This is a genomic window from Nocardia sp. NPDC060259, from assembly GCF_042728775.1.
Classification (GTDB): domain Bacteria; phylum Actinomycetota; class Actinomycetes; order Mycobacteriales; family Mycobacteriaceae; genus Nocardia.
The window spans coordinates 1-19,552 of the sequence record NZ_JBHXAY010000123.1 but is presented as its reverse complement, the minus strand read 5'-3'; the positions used below and the strand labels follow the sequence as shown (position 1 = coordinate 19,552).

Sequence of the window (19,552 nt, the reverse complement as noted above, 5' to 3'; positions counted from 1 at the left end):
CTCCGGAATCGGGGCGGCGGCGCTGTCGTGGATGGGGTCAGAGGCCGTACTGCTGCTTGACGTCCTTGGCGTTGCGGTGCTCGACGAAGAACGACAGCAGCGGGATGGTGCCCGCGATGAGGGTGCCGACGGTGCGGCCGATCGGCCAGCGCACCTTCACCGCGAGGTCGGCGGTGACGAGCAGGTAGGCGAAGTAGACCCAGCCGTGCACGACCGCGATCCAGCTCGGGGTGTCGACGCCGAAGCCGTACTTGGCGATCATCTCGGCGGTGAGCAGCAGCAGCCACAGACCGGTGACCCACGCCAGCACCCGGTAGCGCTGCAGCGCCGGGCCGATCTTGGCCGTGCCCGCGCCTGCGGCGGGTGCGCCGGTCTCCTTCTCCAGCGACGGTGCGGTGGTGTTGTTGTCGGTCACCCGGCGTTCCTCTCCGTGGCGTGCAGACCGGCCGAGCGGACCTGCGCATCGATGTCGTTGGCGTGCAGTTGTGCCAGGTACTGGTTGTAGGCGACCGTTTCCGGGTCGTCGGCGGGCGCGGCTTTCGGCCGTTCGGGCAGGATCCCGGCGGGGATCTCGCGCGGCGCCTCGGACTCGGCCGTGCGCGGTGCCGACGCCGGTTCCTCGGCCTCGCGTTCCAGCCGCACGAACCGGACGTAGGCGAACACCGCGAACGCGGCGAACAGCGGCCACTGCATCGCGTAGCCGAGGTTCTGGCCCGTACCCGACGCCGATTCGAACCGCTCCCACTGCCACCAGGCCAGCGCGAGGCAGCCCAGCGCGACAACGACGACCAGCGCGATCAGGGCCGGTCGATTGTGCGCCGGGCGGGGAGAAGAAGCGGACACGCGCTCCACGGTACCCGGCTACTACAGCGTGCGTAGGACCAGGTCGCAGCTGAGAGGGGCGTCATAGCCGGGCTCGTGGCCCACCGTCAGAACTTGTAGCTGATGCCTGTCATCCGCTCGGATTCCTCCCACAGCCTGCGCTGCAGTTCCGGATTGCGCGAGATCGCGCTCGACGGGCACGGCTCGACCGGGCCCTGGGACTGCATCCACTTGTTGGGTCCCCAGTAGACGGTCGGGTCGGCGGCCGGTTCGGTGGCCGCGAACAGGGACGAGTGGGCGGCCTTGGCAGGCGGGTGGCCGATGAGCTTGATGAACGGCTTGCTGACCCGGTCCAGCGGGGTCTCGGTGTGGGCGAACAGGTCGGTCGCCGAGACGCCGGGGTGTACCGCGTAGGACTTCTTCGCCGACCCGGCCTCGGTGAGCCTGCGCTGCAGCTCGCGGCCGAACATCAGGTTGGCCAGCTTGGCCTGGGCGTAGGCGAGGTTGCGCTGGTAGCGGCGGTTTTCGTAGTTGAGGTCGTCGATCCAGAGCTTGGGCGTCTGCTTGTGCGCGATGCTGGCCAGGGTGACCACCCGGTCGGTGATCCGGTCGAGCAGCAGGCCGGTGAGCGCGAAATGCCCGAGGTGGTTGACGCCGAACTGGGTCTCGAAGCCGTCGGCGGTGCGGGAGAACGGGATGTTCATCAGGCCCGCGTTGTTGATCAGCACGTCGAATTCGCCCTGCTGCTCGGCGAATGTACGCACGGAAGCCAGGTCGGCCAGGTCAAGGGCGGCCACCCGGACGTCACCGGGGATGGCGTCGGCGATCGGCTGGGCCTTGGCCGCGTTGCGGCAGGCCATGATCACGGTGGCGCCCTTGCCTGCCAGTACCTTGGTGGTTTCGGTACCGAGGCCGCCGTTGGCCCCGGTGATCACGAACGTGCGCCCGGTCTGGTCCGCGATGTCAGTTGGTTTCCATGCCATGCGCCGACCTTACTCCGGAGTAAGATCGGAAGGAAGTATTCAGTCGAGCAGCCCTGTCAGCGTACTGGCGCAGGCGGGCCTGCGGAGCTTCGACATCGCCTTCGCCTCGATCTGCCTGGCGCGTTCCCGCGACACGCCCAGCTCCGAACCCACCTCCTCCAGGGTGCGGCCCTCGCCGCGATCGAGGCCGAAGCGCAGGCGGATGACGGCGGACTCGCGCTCGGTGAGTACGCCGAGCGCGGCCTCGACATAGCGGGGCAGCATGCGCTCGGCGACCGTGTCCGCCGGGGCGGGCGCGGTATCGGGCAGCAGGGCGCCCAGCTCGGTGTCCTCGCCGACCGGCGCGTGCAGTGACACCGGCTCGGCCTCGTATCGCAGCATCGCCTCGACCTGGCCGACGGTGAGCTCGGCGGCCGTGGCCAGCTCCTCGACGGTGGCCGCACGGCCGAGCTGATGGGTGAGCTCGCGCCGGACGCGGATCACCCGGTGCAGGACATCGGCCACATTCGAGGGCAGCCGGATCGTGCGGCCCTGATCGGTGAGCGCACGGCCGATCGATTGCCGGATCCAGTACGTCGCGTAGGTGGACAGCTTGAGCCCGCGCTCGTGGTCGAACTTCTCCACCGCGCGGATCAGCCCGAGGGTGCCCTCCTGGATCAGATCCAGCAGCGACATGCCCGTGTTCGTCGGGAACCGCCGCGCGATGGAGACGACGAGGCGCAGATTCGCCCGCACCATATGGTCTTTCGCGCGCAGGCCGTCGATCTCCGTGTGCCGCAGCTGTTCTCGCTGCGCGGCGGTGAGTTCGATGCCGACGGCGGCGTTCTCGTCGAGCTCGGTGCGCGCGGCCGCACCCGCGGCGATGCGCGTCGCGAGCGCGTATTCCTGCTCGGCGGTCAGCAGGGGAGTGCGGGCGATGGCGGTGAGGTAGTCGCGGATGGGATCGGCGGTGACGGTCAAGAGGAACTCCCATGCAAGAGGCGGCAACGAGGACAAACTTAGATTGGACCTAAAAATATGTCAAGAACAAATTTGGGACGACTTCAGATATGCTTCCGGTATGACGACGCAGCAGGGGCTCAGAGCCAGGAAGAAGCAGCAGACCAGGGAGCAGATCTCGCACAAGGCGACCGAACTGTTCCTCGAGCGCGGGTTCGACAAGGTGACGATCGCCGACGTGGCCGCGGCCGCCGATGTCGCCAAGATGACCGTCACCAACTACTTCCCCCGCAAGGAGGACCTCGCCCTCGACCTCGGCGAGGTCTTCGCCGAGCAGCTCGCGGCGGTCGTGCGGGGACGTGAACCGGGTGCGTCGGCGCTGGCCGCGCTGCGCGGCGCCTACCTCGCCGCGGTGGCCGCGCAGGATCCGGTGATCGGTTTCAGTGGAGCGCCGTTCGCGAAGATGATCACCGACAGTCCCGCGCTGACCGCGCGGCTGCGCGAGTTCCACGAAGACCGGGAGGCCGCGCTGGCGCGTGCGCTCGCCGAGGCCACCGGCGCCGCGCCCGGCGACATCACCCCGCGGGTCGCCGCGGCTCAGCTCGCCGGCGTGCACCGGGTGCTGTTCGACGAGATCCTGCGCCGCACGCTCGACGGCGAATCCGGTGACGAGATCGCCACGGCCCTGGGCGAATACACCCGGATCGCGTTCGACGCGCTCGAACCGGGGCTGGGCGACTACGCGGTGCGCTGAGTTCCGGCATCGATTTGCTGCCGTGTCACTGAAGTATCGGGAGCGGCCAGAACGCCCATACTGGGGCAATGGCGGATGGTGTTGCTGTAGACGAGCCCGTCGAGCCGATGAGCAAGGCCAAGATCAATGTCGTCTTCGCGACGGTCGTTCTGGGCATGCTCATGGCCGCGCTCGACCAGACCATCGTGTCGGCGGCGCTGCCGTCGATCGTCGCCGATCTCGGCAGCGCGGGCCACATGGCCTGGGTGGTGACGGCGTACCTGCTCGCCGAAGCCGTCGCAACCGTGCTCGCGGGCAAACTCGGTGACCTGTTCGGCCGCAAACTGCTGTTCCAGCTCAGCGGTGTCATCTTCATCGCGGGCTCGGCACTGGCCGGTCTCGCGCCGGGCATGGGTGTGCTGATCCTGGCCAGGGGCATCCAGGGCATCGGCGCGGGCGGGCTGATGGTCACCTCGATGGCCCTGATCGCCGACACGATTCCGCTGCGCGAACGCGGCAAGTATCAGGGCGCGCTCGGCGCGGTCTTCGGCATCACGACCGTCGTCGGCCCTACTCTGGGCGGGCTGTTCACCGACCACGCCAGCTGGCGCTGGTGCTTCTACGTCAATGTGCCGCTGGCGATCATCATGATCGCGATGGCGGCGCGCACGCTGCCGCATCTGCGCGCGGTCGCGCGGCCGGTGATCGACTACCTCGGCATCGGCCTTGTCGCGCTCGGCGTCTCGGCGCTGATCCTCGGACTCGAGTTCGGCGGCAACGAATATCCGTGGGGCTCTTGGCAGATCATCGGGCTGTTCGTGCTGGCTGCCGTCCTGCTGGTCGCGTTCGTCATGGTGGAGAACCGGGCGGTGGCGCCCATGCTGCCGATGCGGCTGTTTCGCAGCCGGGTGTTCACGGTGTGCTCGGTGCTCAGTTTCATCGTCGGCTTCGCGATGCTCGGCTCGATGACGTACCTGCCCGCCTACCTGCAATACGTCGACGGCGCGACGGCGACGGTGTCGGGCGTGCGGACGCTGCCGCTGGTCGTCGGCCTGTTCATCACCTCGGTCTTCTCCGGACAGGTGGTCGGGCGCACCGGGCAGTACCGGTACTTCCCGGTCGTCGGCATGGCGGTGATGGCCGTCGGCCTCGCCCTGATGTCGACGATGGGCCGCGAGACCAGCGTCTGGCTGGAATCGCTGTACATGCTGATCCTCGGCGCCGGGCTCGGGTTGTCGATGCAGGTGCTCACCATCGTCGTGCAGAACACGGTGCCCTACGCCGACCTCGGCACCGCCACCTCGGGCGTGACGTTCTTCCGCACACTGGGCAGCGCGTTCGGCACGGCGGTGTTCGGCACGCTCTACAACAACCAGAGCAAGACGGCGCTGGCCGAGGCGCTGCGGCAGACGCCAGGCATCACCCCCGAGGCGGCGGCCAACCCGAAGGTGTTGCGTGAGCTGCCGCTCGAGCTCTCGGCGCAGATCGTCGACGCCTACGCGAACTCGATCAACTACGTGTTCCGCTGGGTGGTTCCGGTCGCGCTGCTCGGGTTCGCGGTCGCCTGGTTCCTTCCGCAGGTGCGGTTGCGCGACAGCGCGCGCCACGGCGCCGACGATATCGGTGAGGGTTTCTCGGTGCCCGATTCCGACGATCGGGTGGTGCAGCTGGAACGGGCGGTCGCGGCGACCGTGCGTAAGGCCAGGGCGCGCAAGCCGATCATTCCCGAACTCATCGCGGCGTCGGGCAGCTCGCTCGGGCCGGACGCCGCCTGGGCGCTCGGGCAGGTGTACCTCTACGACAAGCAGGGCCTGCCCGCGAAGATCCACGGCATCGCCTTCCGGCACCGGCTGCCGGTGGAGGTGCTCTCGCCGGTGTTCCGGCGGGCCGTCGACGACGGACTGCTGTTCGACGACGCGGGCACGCTGTCGCTGACCGGGCCGGGCCGCCGCGAGGTCGACCAGCTGCGGGCGGGCTGGCGGCGCTGGCTCGGCGACCGGCTCGACGACTGGAACTACCGGGACCCCGCCGATCGCGCGCTGCTCGACGAGGCGCTGTCGAATATCGCGGGCAAGCTGCTCGAGCAGGGCGCCGACAGCGTCGAGGTAGCCAAGGTCTGATTCCGTCCAGTCCACTGGACAGGCCTTGCCCACCGAATACTCGTAGACGTATATTCGTAGACGAGTAAGGAGGTGGTCATGGCTACGAAGCGCAAGGTGAACAATCTGCTCGCGCTCGCCGTGCTGTCGGTGATCGTGCAGCGGCCGATGCACCGGTACGAGATCGCCGCCACCCTGCGTGCCCATGGCAAAGACAAGGACATGGACATCAAGTGGGGCTCGCTCTACACGGTCGTCCAGAACATGGCCAAGGCCGGTTTCCTCGAAGTGGTCGGCAGCGAACGCGACGGCGCGCGCCCCGAACGGGTGATCTACCGGATCACCGATGCCGGGCGCGCCGAGATGGCCGACTGGACCAGGGAACTGCTCGCCTCGCCCGAACCCGAACACCACCGGTTCACCGCCGGACTGTCGATCCTGGCTGTGCTCCCGCCCGACGAGGTGGTCGAGCTGCTCGGCATCAGGATCGCGGCGCTCGACGAGGCCGTCGAGCGCGCGAAGACCGATCTCGCCGCGCTGGCGGGCACCCTGCCCCGGCTGTTCCTCGTCGAGTCCGAATTCGGCATCGCGATGCTGGAAGCCGAAGCGCGGTGGGCGCGCTCGCTGCGTGACGAACTGCGCGCGGGGACCTTCGAGGGCCTGGAGATGTGGCGGCAGTGGCATGCCGAGGGCATGCCCGCCGACCGGATTCCCGAATTCGGCGAAAGGGGCAACGACTAGAACTCGCTCCCGAAAAGACCCGGACCCGGTGGTGTGCGGCAACACCCCACCGAGTCCGAGAACCGTCCCGACACCGTGCTCACACGCATGCGCACCCGGCTACGAGGCTGGCAACCACAGGATAGCCCGGGTGACGCAGACACAGATCTGGAGATCACTCATGTCCACAACACGTTCCGCCTTGGTCATCGGCGGTGGCATCGCCGGACCCGTCACCGCGACCGCCCTTCGGCTGGCAGGCATCGACGCCCATGTCTACGAGGCCTATTCCGGGCCGTCCGACGGCATCGGTTCCGGGCTCGCACTCGCCCCCAACGGGGTCGCGGCCCTCGACATCATCGGCGCCGGCGACGCGGTGCGCGGGATCGCGCTGCCCGTCCAGGGGATGCGGCTGGCCGTCGGCGGCCGCGAACACATCCTGCCGGTGCTGGCCGATCAGCCGCCGCTGCAGGTCGTCGATCGCGGCGAACTGCACCGCACGCTGCACGATCACGCGGTCGCCGCGGGCGTGCCGTTCACCTACGACAAGCGCCTGGTGCGCGTCGACGAGCACGCCGACGGCGTGACCGCGCACTTCACCGACGGCTCGACCGCGTCCGCGGACATCCTTGTCGGCTGTGACGGCATCCGGTCGGCGGTCCGCAACCTGATCGACCCGGCCGCGCCCGGCCCCGACTACACCGGCATGCTCGGCTTCGGGGCCCTGGTCGACTGCGATCTCGACCTGCCGACCGACACCATGGTGTTCTCGTTCGGCGCCAAGGCCTACTACCTGTACTGGCAGCACGCCGACGGCCGTGTCGCTTGGGGCGCGAATCTGCCGAGCAAGCAGTACTACTCGCTGACCGAGGCCCGCGCTGTCCCGGCGGAGCACTGGTTGCGGGTGCTGCGCGAGACCTACGCGGCCGACACCCCGGGTGGCGAGTTCGCCCGCCGCACCACCGCCGAGAACCTGGAGATCACCGGGGCGCTGCACATCATGCCGCCGGTCCCGCACTGGTACCGCGACCGGATGGTGCTGGTCGGCGATTCGGTGCACGCGCCGTCGAACAGCTCGGGTCAGGGCGCGTCGCTGGCGATCGAGAGTGGCTTGCAGCTGGCCCGCTGCCTGCGCGATATCGACACGCCCACCGCGGCCTTCTCGGCCTACGAGCAGCTGCGGCGGGCCAGGGTGGAGGGCATCGCTGCCCGTGCGGCGAAGGTCAACCACAGTAAGACGCCGGGTCCGTTCGCCCGCAAGATCATGAACGCGATGATGCCGCTGATGGTCAAGACGGTGATGAACCCGGAGAAGACGATGGGCGCCGAACGCCGCTACCGCATCGACTGGGACGCACCGGTGCAGCGGGAGCTGGTGGCCGTCACCCGCTGATCCGGGCAGCCCCTCGGTCATCATCCCGACCGAGGGGCTCGCCGCGGCACAGGGACTATCGCTCACGCACAACGCGATCAAGGCGTACTCGGTGTCCTCGCCGGAAATAGCGACAGCCTATGGATCGGGAGTTCAGCGGCGGTCGGCGCGCAGCCGGAGAATGCGGGCGGTCTCCGCGTCGGCGGGCAGGAACGCCTCGAGGTGGAGTTCGGCGATGGTGACGTCGGTCGCGGTGGCGAACGAGGTGAGAGTGGTGATCAGGCGCAGGTCGCCGTCGTCGGTGCGCAGGTGCAGCGGGACGGCGAAGCCGAGGTGGTCGGGGCCGGGAGCGGCTGCGGGCAGGTAGCCGGACAGTTCCGCGATCAGTTCGTCGAGGGCTGGGTCGGGGGTGTGGGCGGCGCGGCTGCGCAACGAGTCGATGATGTGCCTGCCCCATTCGGGCAGGTTGCGCACGCGTGGCGCGACGCCGTCGGGATGCAGGGCCAGGCGCAGGACGTTCATCGGCGCGCGCAACAGGTCGTCGGCGACGCCCTCGGTGAACAGGTCGAACGCGGCATTGGCGGTGACCAGCTCGCCGCGCGGGCGCGCCACCAGCGCCGGATATGGCAGGTGCCCGTCGAGGACCGCGCTGAGCGCCTCGCGCACCGGCGCCAATTCCGGCGCGGCCAGGTCGCTTTCGGGGAACACCGGGGCGAAGCCGGCGGCCAGCAGCAGGTTGTTGCGGTCGCGCAACGTCAGCTCGAGCGATTCGGCCAGACGAACCACCATCGTGCGGCCCGGCTGGGACCTGCCCTGTTCGAGGAAGCTCAGGTAGCGCTGACTCGTCTCGGCGCGGATCGCCAGGTCGAGCTGACTGACCCGGCGCAGCGTGCGCCAATGCCGCAGTTGCGGACCGAAGGCGGTGGTGGACAGCGCGATCGTCATGGGTCGAGTCAACCGTGCGCGGGCAGCACGCTATTCCCACGGGGAATGAGCCGATGGCCCGTCATTCCCCGCAGGGAATCGCGGGGAATCGCGGGCCACGGCACAGTTGTCGCCATGAGCATCAACGACCTCGCTACCGCCTACGTGGCCCTCTGGAACGAATCCGACCCGGCCGCGCGCCGCACCCTGATCGAGCAGCTCTTCGCCGTCGACGGCGCGCAGTTCCTGGTCGATCCGCCCCTCGAAATCCGCAAGGCCGCCACCGAACTCGCCTTCCCGGTCCCGGCGCTCGCCGTGCACGGACACGACGCGCTCGATCGCCGCGCCACCCGCGCCTATGAAATGTTCCTCGCCTCCGGCGACTTCGTCTTCGCGGCAGCCGGACCCGCCGTCGAACTCCCCGCCGACACGGTCGGCATCGCCTGGACGATGACCCGGCGCGACGACGGCACCGCGGCCGGCGGTGGCTTCGACCTGCTCGCCCTCGACACCGACGGCCGCATCGTGTCCGATCACCAGTTCATCGAGGGCTCGCGGTGAACGTCGGCGACTACCTGCGGTCGGGCGCTGTCGGCACGGTGGTGGTTTCGGTCGGCTGATCGGCGGGGGAGGGGTCGCGGTAGACCCAGGCGAACACGGTGACGCACAGTGTCAGCCAGAACAGGCCGAAGATCCAGCCTGCGAGGACGTCGGTGAACCAGTGCACGCCCAGGTAGACCCGGGACAGGCCGACCGCGATCGGGAACACCACCGCGAACACGGTGGCGGCCACCCGGACCGCCGCGTGGCGCAGGCTGGGGATGACGGTGAGCGCGACGATGCCGACCACCACCGTGGTGCCGAGGGTGTGGCCCGACGGATAGGACAGGCTCGGCTCGACGACGAGGCGGGTCAGCTCGGGTGGCCGGTGCCTGCCGACGATCCGCTTGACCACAACGACCAGCACCCCCGCGCCCGCCGAGGTGACGGCGACCAGCACCGCGGTCGGCCAGTTGCGCCGCCAGGCGAACCAGGCGACGGTGATCGCCGCGAGGATCGTCATCGACAGGGTGTCGCCCAGATCGGTGACCACCCGGGCGATCGAGGTCAGTGGTTCGCCGCGGTGGGCGATCATCCAGTCGAGCACCCGCGGATCGATCCGGATGATGCCGGCGTCGTAGTTGACCTGCCAGGTGAGCGCGGCGACGAGGATCGCGGCGGTCGCGATCAGCGTCATCGCGAGCGGCAGCCGCCGGCCGAGCGCGGACCATGCGACGTCGTCGGACGGGGGTCTTCCAGAGGCAGTCGGCATAACTACCAGATTGCCAGCCGCGGGCTCAGGCTTCGAAGACCACCGTGTTCCCGGCGACATCGCGGGTGCCCGCGACCTTCTTGATCGCCTTCACCAGGTCGGCGACGCTGTCCCACGCGCGCGGGGGTTCGGCCTCGATGTTGCCGATGGTGTACCAGGTGTCGGTACCGCGGTAGCGGACGAGGCCCTTGCCCGAATCATCGAGCATGACGTCGAGCTCGCCGGACACCGTCCCTTCCTCTTCGGTCATGACGGCGCTCTCGGCGGTGATCTCGATCGTCTCGCTTATTTGAACTCTCCTCGGCGGAGGCAGTCGTCGACTGCGGTGCGCAACGCGGTGTGCTCGGCGGTATCAACGGTCAGCGCGTACTTTATCTTGACCTTCACGTAATGCTCGACATAGGCGCACCGGAAATTGCCGGGCGGCAAGTAGTTCGCGGGGTCCTGATCGCCCTTGGAGCGGTTGGCCGACGGGTCGGCGGCGACGAGATTCAGCGAATCGTTGGCGATGCGGCGGCGGGTGTCCTCGTCGCGGTCGGCGGCGCCGGAGCGCCACGCCTCGGCCAGCGCGACGATGTGCTCGGCGTCGACCTTGGCCGGATCGGTGATGAACTTGTACGGCCCGAGCTGCCCGGTCTTCTTGTCGACGAACCCGTAGCTGTCCTGCCAGCCCGCGCCTGCGGGAATCTTCAGTTCGCAGGTCTTCGGGTCGAGGGTGACCTTGCCGGTGGCGTCGCGCAGCATCATCACCTCGCGGGTGCTGCACTTGGCGTACTGCGCGAGGTCGCCGCCGAAGCCGTGCTCGGGCTTGCTGGTGTCCCAGTGCGGGAACTTCTCCCTGGTGTAGCCCGTCATCGGGCCTTCCTTGGCGACGACAAGTGTGCCGACCAGATCGCCGATCTCCTTGCCCGACACCGTCGCGGCGTTGGCCGGACCGGGTCCGGGCGCGGTGGGGGTCGCCTTGTCCAGCAGCGAATTCGCCACGGTCACGACGACGCCGAGACAGATCGCCGCGGCGAGGGCGAGCAGGGCCCGGCCCAGAGGAGAGCCGCTGATCGAGGACCACTTCATGCCCGTACCACCCATATGCCTTCGTCGAAAATGAACCGGCACAACCTAACGGCCGCACGCTGTGTCGTAACTGATTGTCGGCTATGACCTTCCGCACACGACAGTGCAAAGGAATTGCGGCTCAATAGCGTTCACCTATCGACGGAGGTGACCGGCGGAAACGCCCCGTAAACCGGGAGTGACACGAATCACAGCGAATCCCTGTCGGCGCCGGTCGGTTCCCCGCGTCCAACCCAGGGAAGGATCATTCACCGAAAGGAAACCGGCCATGCCGACCGTCGACGTCATCGACTCGTTCATCTCCTACAGCGACGCGGGTGCCGACACCCGTCCCGTCGTCTTCCTGCACGGCAACCCGACCAGCTCGTACCTGTGGCGCAATGTGCTGCCGGTCGTGCGCGAACACGCGCGCTGCCTGGCTCCCGACCTGATCGGCATGGGCGCCTCCGGCAAACCCGACATCGCCTACCGCCTCGACGATCACGCGCGCTACCTCGACGCCTGGTTCGACGCGCTCGACCTGACCGACCCGATCCTGGTCGGCCACGACTGGGGCGGCACCCTGGCCATGGATTTCGCCGCCCGGCATCCCGGGCGGGTCGCGGGCATCGCGGTCATCGAGACCTTCCTTCGCCCGCTGAGCTGGTCGGAGCTGCCCGCCCGCTCGGCCGAGATGTTCCGCCTGTTCCGTTCTCCCGCGGGCGAACAAGCCGTGCTGAACGAGAACAAATTCATCGAGTACAACCTGCCGACCCTGGTCCCCGCGCTCAGCGAGGCCGATCTCGACGCCTACCGGGCCCCGTATCCCACCCCGGCCTCGCGGGCGCCGATGCTGGCCTGGGCCAGGGAGTTCCCGCTCGACGGTGCGCCCGCCGACGTCGTGGCCAGGGTGAACGCCTACGGCGAGTGGATGGCGGCGAGCGCGGGTGTGCCGAAGCTGCTGATGACGGTGGAACCCGCGGTCGGGCTCGGCGGCGCCGAGGTGATCGAGTGGGCGGCGCAAACATTCGCCGACATCGAGGTCGAATCGGTCGGTACGGGTTCGCATCACGCGCCCGAGGACCAGCCGGAAGCCATCGCGAAATCCGTTGCGGGATGGCTGGACCGGCACGGGCTGCTCGACCGGGCATGACCGGCGACAATGGCGGAATGGAGAACGAGGAGGCCCAGCTGGTGGCCCGCGCCGTCGACGGCGACAAGGCGGCGCTGGCCGAGGTGATCGGCCGGTTGCAGGATCCCCTGTACCGCTTGGCCTTGCGGATGACCGGCCGCCCGGCCGACGCCGAGGACGCGGTCCAGGAGATCCTGATCCGGGTGGTCACCAGGCTGTCCACGTGGCGAGGCGAGGCCAAGCTGCTCACCTGGGCCTACCGGGTCGGCGCCAACTATCTGATCTCGCAGCACCGACGTTCGGCCGCCGAGGACGCGCGGCTCAGCCTCGACGAGTTCGGCGCGAGCCTGCTCGACGGACTGGCCACCGAGGACTACCGCGGTCCCGAAGCCACGCTGCTCGCCGAGGAGGTCCGGCTCAGCTGCACCCAGGCGGTGCTGCAGTGCCTGAGCCGCGACGAGCGGGTCGCCTTCGTCCTCGGCGACCTGTTCGGGCTCTCGGCGGCCGAGGCGGCCTGGGTGCTCGACATCACGCCGGCCGCGTATCAAAAGCGCTGGGAGCGGGCCAAACAGCGGCTCGGCGCGTTCCTGCGCTCCTCCTGCGGGCTGGTGAATCCGGCGGCGCCGTGCCGGTGCGCCCGCCGGGTGGCCAGGGCGAGCGAACTCGGGCGGATCGATGTCGCGCAACCCGCCTATACGAAACACGCTGTGCGACAGGGTGGTCGCACAGTCGCCGAGGCGGCAGAAGAGCTGAGCCGGCTGCGGGACGCGGCCGCCGTCCTCGCGGCGCACCCGGATTACGCGGCGCCGCAGGAGAAGATCGCGGCGATCACGGCACTGGTCGGCTCGGGCCGGTTCTCGCTGCTCGACTGAGCGATCAGTCGGGCAGTGAGCCCGTCTCCGGCGGAATGCCGGTGTCCAGGAAGCGGATCAGCCGGGCGATGCGGGCGGTGTGGTCGACGCAGCGCTGGAACTGACTGCCCAGCAAAGCCAGATCGATCGCCGCACCCGCGTCCGTTCCGGTCGAGGCCAGCACCGTGCGCAGCTGTTTGCACAGCACGTCCATGGACTCCGCCGCGGTACCGTCGTCTGCGACGAAACGGCCGGTCGCGACCGAAGCGCCAACCCGCGCAACACATTCGGCGGCCAGGGCGCCCATCGCCACCAGCTCGGCGATGACCGGCTCCGCCGCCACCGCGCGCGGATGGGCGCGATACACGTACTGGCCCGCGGTCTCGGTGCGCCTGCCGATACGCGAGAGTTCGCCGGCGATCTGGATCGCGGTGACCACGTGACGTAGGTCGCGCGCGACCGGCGCCTGCAGGGCCAGCAGCGCCATGGTGCGGTTCTCGCAGGCGGCGAACATCTGCTGTAGCTGTTCGTCGATGGCGAAGACCTCGTAGGTCGCGGTCAGGTCGGCGCCTGCCAGCGCCTCGGTGATCCGCTCCGTCGCATCATGAGCCAGGCGCGACATCAGGGTGAGATCGTTGGACAGGGCAACGAGCTCGAGGGTGAACTGGGTCCGCACGGGCTGAATTGTTCCCCATCGAGGCGTTTCGGGGAATCCAACCGGTGATCTTCGCGGCCGCGTAGCCGGGTGCACTCGCGCGCAGCTGGGACGATGGAGATCATGATCGCCGCGTTGAGGACCAGATGGACCCTGTACATCCCGATATTCGCCGCCCTCGTGCTCGCCGCGACCTGGGGGCGGGACGTGCCGGGAGTCATGGTGGTGCTGGTCGACATCGCGCTGGTCGGTGCGGTGCTGGCCGCGGTCTACCACGCGGAGGTGGTCGCGCACCGGGTCGGTGAACCGTTCGGCGCGCTGGTGCTCGCCGTGGCCGTCACCGTGATCGAAGTGGCGCTGATCGTGACGATGATGATCTCCGGAGGCGACAAGGCGGCCTCGCTCGCCCGTGACACCGTCTTCGCCGCGGTGATGATCACCTGCAACGGCATCTTCGGTCTGGTGCTGCTGGTCGGGGCGCTGCGCAGGCGGGTCGCGATGTTCAACTCCGAGGGCACCGGCGCCGCGCTGGCCACCGTCGCGACCTTGGCGACGCTGAGCCTGGTGCTGCCCACCTTCACCACCAGCAAGCCGGGCCCGGAGTTCTCGCCCGCGCAGCTGGCCTTCGCCGCGGTCGCCTCGCTGGCCCTCTACCTGCTGTTCGTGATGGTGCAGACAGTGCGGCACCCCGACGACTTCCTCCCGGTGGAGGAGGCGGGGGCCGTCGACGACGCCGACACCGGTCACGACACCGCGCCGACCAACCGGGCCGCTGTGATCAGCCTCGGTCTGCTGGTGCTGGCGCTGATCTGCGTGGTCGGGCTGGCGAAGGTGGTCTCGCCCGCGCTGGAGCGGGGCGTTGCCGCGGCCGGTCTGCCGCCATCGGCGGTCGGCGTGGCGATCGCCATGCTCGTGCTGCTGCCCGAGACGCTGGCAGCCTTCAACTCCGCGCGCCGCAACCAGGTGCAGATCGGCCTGAACCTGGCGCTCGGCTCGGCCATGGCCAGTATCGGCCTCACCATTCCGGTGATCGCGCTGGCGACCATCTGGCTGAGCGGTCCGCTGGTCCTCGGTCTGGGCGCCACCCAGATGGTGTTGCTCGCGCTGACCGTCGTGGTGGGCACGCTGACCATCGTTCCCGGCCGCGCGACCCTGCTCCAGGGTGGCGTTCACCTGGCGTTGTTCTCGGCTTTTGTGTTCCTGGCCGCAAGCCCGTAGCTGAAGTGTTGCGGATCACATGGGGTGTCGATCTGTCATGGAAACGGCAGAAAAGCGACGAGGGTCACCACCCCGAAATTTTGTTGTGACGCAGAGTACCGGTTAGCTTGCTGGAGTTGGCACCGACGCCGAAGCCAGAGAGTGCGGTATGAGAATCACCATGCACCGCGCTTCGCGAGCGGGCCGGGGGCATCGCTGATGTCCACCGATCTGCACTCCGCGAAGCCGGATTCCGCTAGCCAGATCGTCCGCAAGAATTTCACCGACACCGTCGTGTCGTCGTTGCGGACCTTCGGCCGTGCCGTCGACCTCGCGCAGGAGTCGGTCACCGGCACGGTCGCCGACGTCGCCCGCGGGCATTTCCAGTGGCGCGAGACCCTCGTGCAGGCCTGGCGGCTGATCACGGTCACCGCGATCCCCGCGATCCTGATGGCGATCCCGTTCGGCGTGATCGTCTCGATCCAGGTCGGCAACCTGATCCACAGCCTCGGCGCCGACTCCATGCTCGGCGCGACCGGCGGTCTCGGCGTCATCAAGCAGGGCGCCCCCATCGCGACGGGCTTCCTGCTCGGTGGCGCCGGCGCCGCGGCGATCGCCGCCGACCTCGGCGCGCGCACCATCCGCGAGGAGATCGACGCGCTCAACACCATGGGCATCAGCCCGGTGCACCGGCTCGTCATCCCGCGGATGATGGCCATGCTGATCGTCGCGCCGATGCTCAATGTGCTGATCATCTTCGTCGGCGTGCTCGCCGGATACGCGGTCGCCGTCGGCGGTCAGGGCGTGACTCCGGGCAGCTACTGGTCGACCTTCGGCTCCTTCGCCACCGCCGGTGACGTGTGGGTGTCGCTGCTCAAGGCGCTGATCTTCGGCTTCCTGGTCGTCGTCATCTCCTGCCAGCGCGGCCTCGAGGCCAAGGGTGGTCCGCGCGGCGTCGCCGACGCGGTGAACGCGGCGGTGGTGCTCTCGGTCGTCTCGATCGCGATCGTGAACCTGCTGGCCACCCAGATCAGCGCCATGTTCCTGCCCACGAAGCTGGCGTGATGGCTGCCTCCTCCTATCTCCCCACCTCGCTGCACTGGCTGCGCAAGCCCGTCCGCGTCGGGAAGCGCATCGCCTCGGCGGGCGAATCGCTCGGCTTCGTCGCGGTGTTCGTGTGGCAGGTGCTGTCCTCGGTGCCGCTGACGCTGCGCCGCTACCGCGACGAGACGCTGCGCGCGGTCACCGACATGACCTGGGGCCGCGGCTCGATCATCGTCGGCGGCGGCACCGTCCCGATGATGATCGTGCTCGGCCTGGTGATGGGCGCCTCGGTCGGCGTCGAATCGTTCGCCTCGCTCGACATGCTCGGCATGGGCCCGGTGACCGGCGTCATCTCGGCCTACGCCACCACCCGTGAGCTGGCCCCGATCGCGGCCGCCATCGGCTTCGCCGCCCAGGCGGGCTGCCGGATCACCGCCGAGATCGGCTCGATGCGCATCTCCGAGGAGATCGACGCGATCGAGGCGCTCGGCCTGCGTTCGGTGCCGTTCGTGGTGACCACCCGCGTCATCGCGGGCGCCATCGCCATCGTGCCGACCTTCCTGATCGCGCTGATCCTGTCCTACGGCGCCTGCCGCGGGCTGCTCACGATGGTCTACGGGCAGTCGGCCGGCGTCTACGACCACTACTTCTTCCAGTTCATCTCCGGCTTCGACATGATCGCCGCCGTCATCAAGGTCGCCGTGTTCGGCACCGTGGTGATCCTGGTGCACAGCTACTTCGGGTTCTTCGCCACCGGCGGTCCCGAGGGCGTCGGCATCGCGTCCGGCCGCGCGGTGCGGGCCAGCTCGGTGGCCATCGTCGCCATCGACATGGTGCTGTCGATCATGCTCTGGGGCTTCAACTCGGCGATCAGTTTTACGGGGTGAGCTAGTGCCTAACTATGGAATGCCCGGCGTCGCGGCCGATCGGCGCACCTCGCGGCTGACCGGCGCGATCATCCTCGGCATCATCGCCGCGGTCGTGCTCGCCACGGTCGCCTACCGCAATCTGAGAACCGAAGAGGGCCTGCGGATCGCGCTGCACACCGAACACCTCGGTGACGGCATCAGCGCGGGCAGTCAGGTCCGCATCGACGGCGTCACCGTCGGCGAGGTCGCCGAGGTGACCCCCGGCGAGCGCGGCACCCAGCAGATCTCGCTGCTGCTCGACACCGAGCGGCTGCACGGCATCGACGACAGCCTCGCCGTCGACTACGCCCCCACCAACCTGTTCGGCATCGCCGAACTGGAACTGCGCCGCGGCACCGGCGGATCCCCGCTGCGCGCTGGCGCGGTGCTCGACCTGACCGGCGCCAACTCAGGCCGGGTCTACGACGCGACGATGAGCGCGATCCTGCGCAGCCTGTCCCAGGTCGGCATGACGGTGACCAGCCCGCAGATGGCGACGGTCGTCTCCCAGCTTGCCGCCGACTTCAAGGCCTTCACCCCGCTGGTGCAGGCGCTGATCACGATGGCCAAGACCATCGCCGACAACCAGGACGTCGCGCCCTCGGAACTGTTCGGCAGGCTCGGCCCCGCCTTCGACGGCGGCGGCCAGTTCGCCGGCGCCACCATGCAGGTGATCGACCGGCTCAGCGAGATCAAGGTGACCCAGGTCGACAAGGACCGCTACGACATCGGCGTCGGCGTGATCGGCGGCAGCATCCTGCCCGCCCTGACCACCACGCTGACCACCGCGGGCGGGCACTTCGCCGAGACCACCGACATGCTCGCGCCGATGCTGTACGCGCTGGCCCAGATGTCGCCGAATCCACGTCAGACCGGCGCCGACCTGGCTGCCCTGCTGACCAATCTGCGCGGCGCCATGCCCGACGGCCCCGACGGCCCGGTGCTCAATCTCGACGTCGAGCTCAGCGGCGTGCCCGCGATCGCGGTGCCGCTGTTCGGAAAGGCCGGTGCGTGATGAAGGTCGGTGGTGTGGCACTGCGACTCGGCGTGTTCGCGCTGGTGATGCTCGCCGTGCTCGGACTCGTGTTCACCCTGATCAAGCGGCCCGTCTCCGGTGACACCGAGGCGCACGACGCGCTGTTCACCGACGCCAACGGCCTCAAGGTCGGCAACGACGTGCGGATGTTCGGCGTGCAGGTCGGCAAGATCGAGAAGATCAGCCTCGAAGGTGACAAGGCCAAGGTCCACCTCACAGTGAAGACCGACACGCCCATCTACGACAACAGCAAGCTGGCCATCCGGTACCAGAACCTCACCGGCCAGCGCTATATCGACCTGCAGCAGGCGCCCAACCCGGGCAAGCGGATCGCCGCCGACGCCAGGATCGGCGCCGATATGACCGTCCCGTCGTTCGACGTGACCAGCCTGTTCAGTGGCCTGAAGCCGGTGCTGGCGACGCTCTCGCCCGAGGCGATCAACCAGTTCACCGCCAGCATGCTCGCCGTCATCGAGGGCGACGGCAGCGGCCTAGGCCCCGCGCTGACCGCGATCGACCAGCTCGCGAGCTACGCCGAGGACCGCCAGCACGTCGTCAACACCCTGATCAGCAACCTGTCGACGCTGGGTGACCGGCACGGCGGCCGCGTCGGCTACCTGCTGCCGCTGCTGGCCCGGCTCACCGACATCTTCGAGGCGATGCAGCGCAATATCGGCGGCGTCGCGCAGTTCGCGATGACAGCGCCGTCGGTGCTCGCGCCGGTGGACCGGCTGCTGGCCTCCCTCGGCCTGGTCGAGGGCGGCAGCGCCGAGGTCGACGTGATGATCCGCGGCCTGTTCCCGAATCCCCAAGAGGCGGTGGACGTCTTCGGGCGGCTGCCAGGTCTGCTGGCCACCGTCGACGCTTCGCTCTCGCGCGATTTCGCCGGCTTCACGCCGACCTGCAGCAACGGCCCCGCCGAGGTGCCCGCCCCGCTGCAGGTGCTGATCGCCGGACAGAAGGTGACGGTATGCAACGCCTGAAGTTCTTCTCCGGTGACCGCCCGATCATGGACGAGGCGACCAAGCGCGCCCGCGAACTGCGGATGGGCATCATCGGCCTGAGCCTGGTCGTGCTGTTCATCATCGGCGCGGGCATCGTCTATGTGGTGCCGCTGGGCAAGCACACCTACACCGCCGAACTCAGCGAGGCGCAGTCGGTGCGCGAGGGCGACGACGTGCGCCTGGCCGGTATCTCGGTCGGCAGCGTCACCTCGCTCGAGCTGAAGCCGGACAAGGTGCTGATGGAGTTCACCGTCGACTCCGACGTGTTCGTCGGCGACCAGACCTCCCTCGACATCCGCATGCTGACCGTGGTCGGCGGCCACTACGTCGCGCTGTACCCGGCGGGCTCGCGGCCGCTGGGCGAGGAGGCGATCCCCGCGGATCGAATCCGCCTGCCCTACAGCCTGATCGAGACCTTCCAGGACGCGACGGCGCCGCTGGCCGCCGTCGACGGCGACACCGTGCGCAAGAACCTGGCCGCCGCGAATTCCGCGATCGCGGCCTCCCCGGAGGCGCTGCGCTCGACCCTCGACACCGTCGGCAAGTACGTCGACATGCTCGACCGGCAGCGCTCGCAGGTGTCGAAGTCCATCGCCATCCTCGACGAGTACATCTCCATGTACGACGGCGCCAAGTCCGATCTGGGCAGGCTGATGGACAACGTCAACATGCTCGAGGACGTGCTGCTGAGCAAGAAGGCCGAGCTGGCCGAAGCGGTCCGGCTGCTGGTCTCGGTGGTGAACCGGCTCGCCGGGCTCGCCCCCAGCTGGG

Annotated in this window: 22 protein-coding genes; 13 read left to right on the top strand and 9 right to left on the bottom strand. The window is 68.8% G+C overall.

Translation table 11 applies throughout. The features are described 5' to 3' along the window. Positions 1 to 37 precede the first annotated feature (37 nt). The 4 genes from ACFWF2_RS29630 to ACFWF2_RS29615 all read right to left on the bottom strand — a co-directional run bounded on the left by ACFWF2_RS29630 (position 38) and on the right by ACFWF2_RS29615 (position 2,765). Positions 38 to 385, bottom strand: coding sequence for a DUF3817 domain-containing protein (locus tag ACFWF2_RS29630; protein ID WP_379310759.1), 348 nt, complete (start codon positions 383 to 385; stop codon positions 38 to 40). A gap of 26 nt (positions 386 to 411) precedes the next feature. After that, positions 412 to 843, bottom strand: a complete 432-nt coding sequence (locus tag ACFWF2_RS29625) for a transcriptional regulator (RefSeq protein ID WP_379310758.1) — start codon at positions 841 to 843, stop codon at positions 412 to 414. An 86-nt stretch (positions 844 to 929) separates the two neighbouring features. Next, complete coding sequence (locus tag ACFWF2_RS29620) at positions 930 to 1,805, bottom strand: oxidoreductase (RefSeq protein ID WP_379310757.1); 876 nt, start codon at positions 1,803 to 1,805, stop codon at positions 930 to 932. Between the two features lie 39 nt (positions 1,806 to 1,844). Beyond that, positions 1,845 to 2,765, bottom strand: coding sequence for an RNA polymerase sigma factor RpoD/SigA (locus tag ACFWF2_RS29615; RefSeq protein ID WP_379310756.1), 921 nt, complete (start codon positions 2,763 to 2,765; stop codon positions 1,845 to 1,847). Between the two features lie 100 nt (positions 2,766 to 2,865). Here ACFWF2_RS29615 and ACFWF2_RS29610 point away from each other — a divergent pair, with 100 nt between their 5' ends. The 4 genes from ACFWF2_RS29610 (at position 2,866) to ACFWF2_RS29595 (ending at position 7,689) form a co-directional block, all read left to right on the top strand. After that, the gene (locus ACFWF2_RS29610) at positions 2,866 to 3,498 is read left to right on the top strand and encodes a TetR/AcrR family transcriptional regulator (RefSeq protein WP_379310755.1); all 633 of its coding nucleotides are present in this window, start codon (positions 2,866 to 2,868) and stop codon (positions 3,496 to 3,498) included. Positions 3,499 to 3,566: 68 nt separating this feature from the next. Further along, positions 3,567 to 5,597 carry an MDR family MFS transporter gene (locus ACFWF2_RS29605; protein WP_379310754.1) on the top strand — a complete coding sequence of 677 codons (2,031 nt, stop codon included), beginning with the start codon at positions 3,567 to 3,569 and terminating at the stop codon, positions 5,595 to 5,597. 78 nt (positions 5,598 to 5,675) lie between these two features. Beyond that, entirely contained in the window at positions 5,676 to 6,317 is a 642-nt protein-coding gene (locus ACFWF2_RS29600; RefSeq protein WP_379310753.1) for a PadR family transcriptional regulator, read from the top strand. A gap of 160 nt (positions 6,318 to 6,477) precedes the next feature. Next, the gene (locus ACFWF2_RS29595; RefSeq protein WP_379310752.1) at positions 6,478 to 7,689 is read left to right on the top strand and encodes an FAD-dependent oxidoreductase; all 1,212 of its coding nucleotides are present in this window, start codon (positions 6,478 to 6,480) and stop codon (positions 7,687 to 7,689) included. Positions 7,690 to 7,821: 132 nt separating this feature from the next. Here ACFWF2_RS29595 and ACFWF2_RS29590 read toward each other — a convergent pair whose 3' ends face one another. After that, complete coding sequence (locus tag ACFWF2_RS29590; protein WP_379310751.1) at positions 7,822 to 8,613, bottom strand: helix-turn-helix domain-containing protein; 792 nt, start codon at positions 8,611 to 8,613, stop codon at positions 7,822 to 7,824. 114 nt (positions 8,614 to 8,727) lie between these two features. Between ACFWF2_RS29590 and ACFWF2_RS29585 the strand changes: the two genes are divergently transcribed. Continuing rightward, positions 8,728 to 9,153: a hypothetical protein gene (locus tag ACFWF2_RS29585; RefSeq protein ID WP_379310750.1), complete on the top strand. Its 426-nt coding sequence runs from the start codon at positions 8,728 to 8,730 to the stop codon at positions 9,151 to 9,153. Between the two features lie 10 nt (positions 9,154 to 9,163). Here ACFWF2_RS29585 and ACFWF2_RS29580 read toward each other — a convergent pair whose 3' ends face one another. Genes ACFWF2_RS29580 through ACFWF2_RS29570 form a run of 3 tightly spaced genes read right to left on the bottom strand, consistent with a single transcriptional unit; the run spans position 9,164 to position 10,975 of the window. Beyond that, a complete protein-coding gene (locus ACFWF2_RS29580; protein WP_379310749.1) occupies positions 9,164 to 9,904 on the bottom strand; it encodes a phosphatase PAP2 family protein in 741 nt (246 codons plus the stop codon). Between the two features lie 25 nt (positions 9,905 to 9,929). Then, on the bottom strand, positions 9,930 to 10,154 hold the full coding sequence (locus ACFWF2_RS29575; protein WP_379310748.1) for a hypothetical protein: 225 nt from the start codon (positions 10,152 to 10,154) through the stop codon (positions 9,930 to 9,932). A 35-nt stretch (positions 10,155 to 10,189) separates the two neighbouring features. After that, complete coding sequence (locus ACFWF2_RS29570; RefSeq protein ID WP_379310747.1) at positions 10,190 to 10,975, bottom strand: HNH endonuclease family protein; 786 nt, start codon at positions 10,973 to 10,975, stop codon at positions 10,190 to 10,192. A 178-nt stretch (positions 10,976 to 11,153) separates the two neighbouring features. Between ACFWF2_RS29570 and ACFWF2_RS29565 the strand changes: the two genes are divergently transcribed. Both ACFWF2_RS29565 and ACFWF2_RS29560 read left to right on the top strand, forming a co-directional pair. Then, entirely contained in the window at positions 11,154 to 12,107 is a 954-nt protein-coding gene (locus ACFWF2_RS29565; RefSeq protein ID WP_379310746.1) for a haloalkane dehalogenase, read from the top strand. 17 nt (positions 12,108 to 12,124) lie between these two features. Further along, positions 12,125 to 12,958 carry an RNA polymerase sigma factor gene (locus tag ACFWF2_RS29560; protein ID WP_379310745.1) on the top strand — a complete coding sequence of 278 codons (834 nt, stop codon included), beginning with the start codon at positions 12,125 to 12,127 and terminating at the stop codon, positions 12,956 to 12,958. A gap of 4 nt (positions 12,959 to 12,962) precedes the next feature. On the opposite strand, the gene ACFWF2_RS29555 is transcribed toward ACFWF2_RS29560, so the two are convergent. Continuing rightward, positions 12,963 to 13,613: a phosphate uptake regulator PhoU gene (locus ACFWF2_RS29555; protein WP_379310744.1), complete on the bottom strand. Its 651-nt coding sequence runs from the start codon at positions 13,611 to 13,613 to the stop codon at positions 12,963 to 12,965. 93 nt (positions 13,614 to 13,706) lie between these two features. Between ACFWF2_RS29555 and ACFWF2_RS29550 the strand changes: the two genes are divergently transcribed. The 6 genes from ACFWF2_RS29550 to ACFWF2_RS29525 form a co-directional block, all read left to right on the top strand. Continuing rightward, positions 13,707 to 14,810: a calcium:proton antiporter gene (locus tag ACFWF2_RS29550; protein ID WP_379310743.1), complete on the top strand. Its 1,104-nt coding sequence runs from the start codon at positions 13,707 to 13,709 to the stop codon at positions 14,808 to 14,810. Between the two features lie 198 nt (positions 14,811 to 15,008). Continuing rightward, entirely contained in the window at positions 15,009 to 15,854 is an 846-nt protein-coding gene (locus tag ACFWF2_RS29545; protein ID WP_379310742.1) for an MlaE family ABC transporter permease, read from the top strand. Then, positions 15,854 to 16,720: an MlaE family ABC transporter permease gene (locus tag ACFWF2_RS29540; protein WP_379310741.1), complete on the top strand. Its 867-nt coding sequence runs from the start codon at positions 15,854 to 15,856 to the stop codon at positions 16,718 to 16,720. The genes ACFWF2_RS29545 and ACFWF2_RS29540 overlap by 1 nt, the downstream gene beginning before the upstream one ends. A 4-nt stretch (positions 16,721 to 16,724) precedes the next feature. Continuing rightward, positions 16,725 to 17,756 (top strand): MlaD family protein, encoded by a 1,032-nt coding sequence (locus ACFWF2_RS29535; protein WP_379310740.1) that lies wholly within the window; start codon positions 16,725 to 16,727, stop codon positions 17,754 to 17,756. A 14-nt stretch (positions 17,757 to 17,770) separates the two neighbouring features. Beyond that, positions 17,771 to 18,760 (top strand): MlaD family protein, encoded by a 990-nt coding sequence (locus ACFWF2_RS29530; RefSeq protein WP_379310739.1) that lies wholly within the window; start codon positions 17,771 to 17,773, stop codon positions 18,758 to 18,760. Then, on the top strand, positions 18,748 to 19,552 hold an 805-nt coding region (locus ACFWF2_RS29525), incomplete at its 3' end, for an MlaD family protein (protein WP_379310738.1). The genes ACFWF2_RS29530 and ACFWF2_RS29525, both read left to right, overlap by 13 nt.

Bases quoted from the DNA above. Each gene is read 5' to 3' on its own strand.
- ACFWF2_RS29620 (WP_379310757.1), bottom strand. From the start codon at position 1,805: ATGGCATGGAAACCAACTGACATCGCGGACCAGACCGGGCGCACGTTC.
- ACFWF2_RS29590 (WP_379310751.1), bottom strand. From the start codon at position 8,613: ATGACGATCGCGCTGTCCACCACCGCCTTCGGTCCGCAACTGCGGCAT.
- ACFWF2_RS29610 (WP_379310755.1), top strand. From the start codon at position 2,866: ATGACGACGCAGCAGGGGCTCAGAGCCAGGAAGAAGCAGCAGACCAGG.
- ACFWF2_RS29575 (WP_379310748.1), bottom strand. From the start codon at position 10,154: ATGACCGAAGAGGAAGGGACGGTGTCCGGCGAGCTCGACGTCATGCTC.
- ACFWF2_RS29605 (WP_379310754.1), top strand. From the start codon at position 3,567: ATGGCGGATGGTGTTGCTGTAGACGAGCCCGTCGAGCCGATGAGCAAG.
- ACFWF2_RS29595 (WP_379310752.1), top strand. From the start codon at position 6,478: ATGTCCACAACACGTTCCGCCTTGGTCATCGGCGGTGGCATCGCCGGA.
- ACFWF2_RS29585 (WP_379310750.1), top strand. From the start codon at position 8,728: ATGAGCATCAACGACCTCGCTACCGCCTACGTGGCCCTCTGGAACGAA.
- ACFWF2_RS29545 (WP_379310742.1), top strand. From the start codon at position 15,009: ATGTCCACCGATCTGCACTCCGCGAAGCCGGATTCCGCTAGCCAGATC.
- ACFWF2_RS29560 (WP_379310745.1), top strand. From the start codon at position 12,125: ATGGAGAACGAGGAGGCCCAGCTGGTGGCCCGCGCCGTCGACGGCGAC.
- ACFWF2_RS29540 (WP_379310741.1), top strand. From the start codon at position 15,854: ATGGCTGCCTCCTCCTATCTCCCCACCTCGCTGCACTGGCTGCGCAAG.
- ACFWF2_RS29550 (WP_379310743.1), top strand. From the start codon at position 13,707: ATGGAGATCATGATCGCCGCGTTGAGGACCAGATGGACCCTGTACATC.
- ACFWF2_RS29570 (WP_379310747.1), bottom strand. From the start codon at position 10,975: ATGAAGTGGTCCTCGATCAGCGGCTCTCCTCTGGGCCGGGCCCTGCTC.
- ACFWF2_RS29600 (WP_379310753.1), top strand. From the start codon at position 5,676: ATGGCTACGAAGCGCAAGGTGAACAATCTGCTCGCGCTCGCCGTGCTG.
- ACFWF2_RS29580 (WP_379310749.1), bottom strand. From the start codon at position 9,904: ATGCCGACTGCCTCTGGAAGACCCCCGTCCGACGACGTCGCATGGTCC.